At 35.9% G+C, this 4,070-nt stretch carries 6 protein-coding genes, 1 tRNA gene and 1 pseudogene; 1 reads left to right on the forward strand and 7 read right to left on the reverse strand.

Annotated features, from left to right (window positions below; translation table 11 throughout):
* The coding region (locus MV676_RS05685; RefSeq protein WP_297445762.1) for a hypothetical protein at positions 1-308 on the forward strand (308 nt) is incomplete at its 5' end.
* Positions 309-701: 393 nt separating this feature from the next.
* Here the strand turns inward: MV676_RS05685 and MV676_RS05690 are convergent.
* The 7 genes and pseudogenes from MV676_RS05690 to MV676_RS05720 all read right to left on the reverse strand — a co-directional run bounded on the left by MV676_RS05690 (position 702) and on the right by MV676_RS05720 (position 4,018).
* The gene (locus MV676_RS05690; RefSeq protein ID WP_297445763.1) at positions 702-872 is read right to left on the reverse strand and encodes a hypothetical protein; all 171 of its coding nucleotides are present in this window, start codon (positions 870-872) and stop codon (positions 702-704) included.
* 36 nt (positions 873-908) lie between these two features.
* Positions 909-1,172 (reverse strand): hypothetical protein, encoded by a 264-nt coding sequence (locus MV676_RS05695; RefSeq protein WP_297445764.1) that lies wholly within the window; start codon positions 1,170-1,172, stop codon positions 909-911.
* The gene (locus MV676_RS05700; RefSeq protein WP_297445765.1) at positions 1,153-1,494 is read right to left on the reverse strand and encodes a hypothetical protein; all 342 of its coding nucleotides are present in this window, start codon (positions 1,492-1,494) and stop codon (positions 1,153-1,155) included. The genes MV676_RS05695 and MV676_RS05700 overlap by 20 nt, the downstream gene beginning before the upstream one ends.
* Before the next feature lie 156 nt (positions 1,495-1,650).
* A pseudogene (locus MV676_RS05705) lies at positions 1,651-2,272 on the reverse strand (DDE-type integrase/transposase/recombinase).
* Positions 2,273-2,409: 137 nt separating this feature from the next.
* Entirely contained in the window at positions 2,410-3,234 is an 825-nt protein-coding gene (locus MV676_RS05710) for a hypothetical protein (RefSeq protein ID WP_297445766.1), read from the reverse strand.
* Complete coding sequence (locus MV676_RS05715; protein ID WP_297445767.1) at positions 3,218-3,742, reverse strand: hypothetical protein; 525 nt, start codon at positions 3,740-3,742, stop codon at positions 3,218-3,220. Before MV676_RS05715 ends, MV676_RS05710 begins: the two co-directional genes overlap by 17 nt.
* Positions 3,743-3,945: 203 nt before the next feature.
* Positions 3,946-4,018: transfer RNA gene (locus tag MV676_RS05720), tRNA-Thr, on the reverse strand.
* Positions 4,019-4,070: the final 52 nt, after the last annotated feature.

Here is a 4,070-nt window from a genome sequence, read left to right on the forward strand (position 1 = left end):
CTCTCGTGGGGAGGGCTGACTTTGTGTCCGATAACGAGGTAATAGAGGTAAAAACCAGACTCAGCTCTGCTTTTTTGGTACCGAATATGGCTCAGCTCAACCTCTACATGCTGATGGAGGGGAAGGACAACGGAATTCTCCTTTCCGGGAACGGGAGGTTTTTGAGGCTTGAAAGGTCAGAGTTTCTGATAAGGCAGAGTTTGAGGTATTTTGAGGCTCTTGCAGAGCACATAACCAGTTTCGATATACCGGAAGGGGACAGAACTTTCTGCAGGAACTGTCACTTTCGAAGGTTCTGTGTTGATTGAACCGTTGATTGAACTGCTGTACAGATTTATTACTTTTCACGGAACTACTTTATGTAGATATTGTGATTGATCCCGGATGAATATAAAAATAAGAAATTTACTTATTCATCGTTTGTTTGCAGGAGACTTTTACAATCCTGTGAGGTACTTTATCGATTTAAAATCGCACTTTCTCGCCTTGAGAGTGTCAAGAATAGCAACTGAAAAAGGAGATAGCAATGCCAAAGAAGTTTGTGCTTGATCTAGAGTTTCCTGAAGATGTTTCTGAGTAATAATTTAGAAGACGCAGAAATAAAAAAGAAATCAAAAGAAGCAGCAGTTCTTGAGCTTTTAAGAGAGAGAAGATATCTCAGGGAAAAGCCGAAATTCTTAGAATAACAAGAGAGGAGCTTTTCAATTTAAATGGTAAAGTGCGATATTCCAGTTTTTGATGTTGAGAGAAAAGCTGAGAGAAAAACTCTCCAAAGAGATTGCCGTGAGTTTGATTTTCAACGATATTCTGTTCCTTTCGAAGATGTCGAATTCTTTCAATAACTCAATAAGGTCGTTTTCTGCTATATCCACTGTCACCATAAAGATGGTTGATATCGTTACAATTATTTATATTGTTTGATGTTGTTTGATGCTTATTTGGACACGTCGATAGCTTGAGTTAGTCAAATAAAAATTATTTTCTCCCAACTTAGCAAGGTTATCAGTGCCACTTTCATATTCTTTAATTATCGTTTCGATGGCGTCTAACATTAATGCCCATTTCCCTATTATTTCATATGCTGTTATATCTGGCCTGTCAACCTTTATCTTATCATAGCTAACTCCTATCCAATATTCGTTGTTCCAATTTTTACTCCACCTCACTTCCATTATTTCTGCTAATTTCTTTTTTATTCCCTTTACAACGTGTTCTGGTGGTTTTGGTTTCACTCTTACTCTTAAGTCTAATCGCACTCTCCCCCTTTAAATTTCCTCCAAAAAACCTATCTATTTTATATTTTATTTTTTTACTCTTTTTATTCTTTATCTCGTCTTCTTCTTCTAAAATCCATGTCATTATTTCTACTATCGTACTGTATTTCATTTTTGTTGTGTTTATTTCTCTTTTTATATATTTTCTTAATAATAGATAAGGTTGTAGGTGAGCTGCTAATGTTGTTATATACTCTTCTCTTTTTGTCATTTTAGCCACTCTCCAAGCCAAAAAAGAACATATCAAAGTCAAAATTGTCAGAATTGTCGTTAGGTTTGCTAGAACGTATTCCATCATATAGAGCTATATATATTTCTACCGTTATATATCTTTCTATACGATTACTGATACATTTTTCTCTTTCTGACGAGGGCGTCAAGATAAACACCTCCAGTAGTTGTAGAATGCCATAAAACTCTCTAACCAACTCTGAACAGAATCAAAAGAACTTCTGTATGGGAATCTGTTCCAAAACCTCTTCGTCCTTTCCTTAAGCTTAAAGAAGAATCCCTCAACGGCATTTCTCTTACCAAAGGTTTCGTGTCTGTACTTTACCGAGTCTTTGTAAAGCATGGATACCAGAATCCCCTGTCAACTATTTCCGGCTTGTTTTCACAGTACTTTAGGACTTCTTTCAAGAAAACGTAAGCTTCAAAGCTTCCTCTTCCTTCAGAGGCCCATACAGCAAGACATTTCTTCGTATCAATCTATTGCAGCCCATACGAAGACTAATTTCTCTTCCAGTTTTAGCTTTGTTTCGTCTGTTGCTATTAACCTTCTTTCCTTATTTTTTTGGTTGCTTTAAGACTTTCTTGAGTCTGTGGTAGTAAATTCTGATTCGTGACTTATTTCTTCGAAGGAAATAGCTTGTCTTCCTAAGAGAAAGACCAAAGAAGTATAGTAGAGCTAATACCTTTAATTCCACATTTTTCTTATTTCTTCGAAAGACTTTTGTAGCCTTAACGTAGTCTACCAATTGCCTTAGTGTGGGTTGCATCTTTATATTTAGTTTATTTATTTTTTGTTGCTGTTCTTGACACTTTCAGTAGGTACTACTTTGAAAATATTGTTACACATAGTATGGCACATAGGTAAAAAAACCAAAACCACACCAAGGATAAAAAATAAGACAAATCATAACCCCAGTTTACTTACTCTAATATGCAAGTTTACAGAACACATTATGTAAAATCCCTCATCAATTAACTTAAGAATACTACACTCATACTTGTTTTCAAGTTCTTTGACAACCTCTTTATAATTTCCAAGCCAGTTCTTGAGCTTCCACATCCATTTTATGTATAATTCAGCATCAACTGAAACTCTTTTTTTCTTCAACCCCATTTGCTCAGCAATAGAATTATCAAGGAGAGGGAAATAGTAAGGACAGAATATATGAAGAAGCTTAATTGTTCCTATTGGCTCGTTGTTTCCCGTTCCAGCTGCTTTTAGTATCTCGTTTACTTTACTGTAAGTTTCCATAATTTTCTCATCATATATATTATCGGAAAGCATGTCCCTATTCTTGAAAAATTTAAATTGCTTTTTTAGCTTTCCAATCTCATTTCCAACATTTTCGAAATAATCTAACAGTGAGAAATTAGTTTTTCTACTAAAATAATGCCTGAATCTCTGGAGGTTCCATGTGAAAAAGAAGAATGAAACAGCAAAACCTACATTACTCCGTCTTTCACTTATTTTTTCCAGCAGCAGAAGTAGTTGTGTCTTCATCTTCTCCTGTAAACTCAAGTCTTTAATGTTAAAGACATCGAAATTGATATTGCTTATAAGATTGGCAATTCTCTGCTTTTCAGGATCTTTAACAGTGAATTCTCCATTTAGAAACCACTCGCCAATCCATTTTCTGGCCAAAGGGTAAGCATCATATCTACCTTCAAATATTTCAAACAAATCATGGGATGCTTCAACCCATCTAACAAATTCATCCTTGCTCAGCATCTTCATCCCCCTCGTATCTCAATTCTTCGAACTGATGAATTATGCTAATCACATACTTCGTGAATCTACTGTGCTGGCTTAAATCCGCTCTTTTTACTTTAAAGCTCTTATAGTCATCCCATACTTCATAAACGAGCTTAAAATCCTTTTTAGGAACATACTGCGGACCACCATTGTGGATAAGACATTCAATCATAGAATCGGAATATTTTCTGGCTATAAAGTCCTCACCTATGTATCCCGAATAGACTGTCCAGTTTCTGATAAGTGTGGGAGTCTCAAGCTTCTTCAGAAGCAGTTTCCAGAATTCCTCGAAGGGAATGGCTTTTTTCGTTGTAACTTGTTCAGTCTTGCGTGGGATGTTTTCAATTATTCTCTTTTCTAACTCTTTTGCAGAATCAGTATAGATGTTGATGGTTCCAAATTTGAGTTTGATGCAGTATCCGAAACCTGTTCTTTTAATTTTAGCTCCATACCATTCCTCTAATTCGGAAATTTCGTTAGACATGTGGATATTCATAGAATTAATGATTAAGTATTAAGTTTTTCGGAAGAAAACATAAAAACGAACCACTATAGAATTTTTACTAACAAATCTGGAAGTTAAACCGTTGTTTTATCTTTGGTACCTTTGCTAACAGAAATTTCTGCAATTCCATTTATCTGGAGGAGGAAAAAGAAAAAATTTGGACTCTGAAACTAAGTTTCCCAAGCCGCCGCCGGGATTTGAACCCGGGACCTGGTGATTACAAGTCACCCGCTCTGCCAGCTGAGCCACGGCGGCTCGAACATCAGGCTTAGCATGGGATAACGGCAATATTAAATTTACCCTTGTT

Origin of the sequence: Desulfurobacterium sp. (assembly GCF_027028515.1) — a bacterium.
Taxonomy (GTDB): domain Bacteria; phylum Aquificota; class Aquificia; order Desulfurobacteriales; family Desulfurobacteriaceae; genus Desulfurobacterium_A.

Excerpts from the sequence above, each read along its gene's own strand:
- MV676_RS05695 (WP_297445764.1), bottom strand. The coding sequence starts at position 1,172 with ATGGAAGTGAGGTGGAGTAAAAATTGGAACAACGAATATTGGATAGGA.
- MV676_RS05710 (WP_297445766.1), bottom strand. The coding sequence starts at position 3,234 with ATGCTGAGCAAGGATGAATTTGTTAGATGGGTTGAAGCATCCCATGAT.
- MV676_RS05715 (WP_297445767.1), bottom strand. The coding sequence starts at position 3,742 with ATGTCTAACGAAATTTCCGAATTAGAGGAATGGTATGGAGCTAAAATT.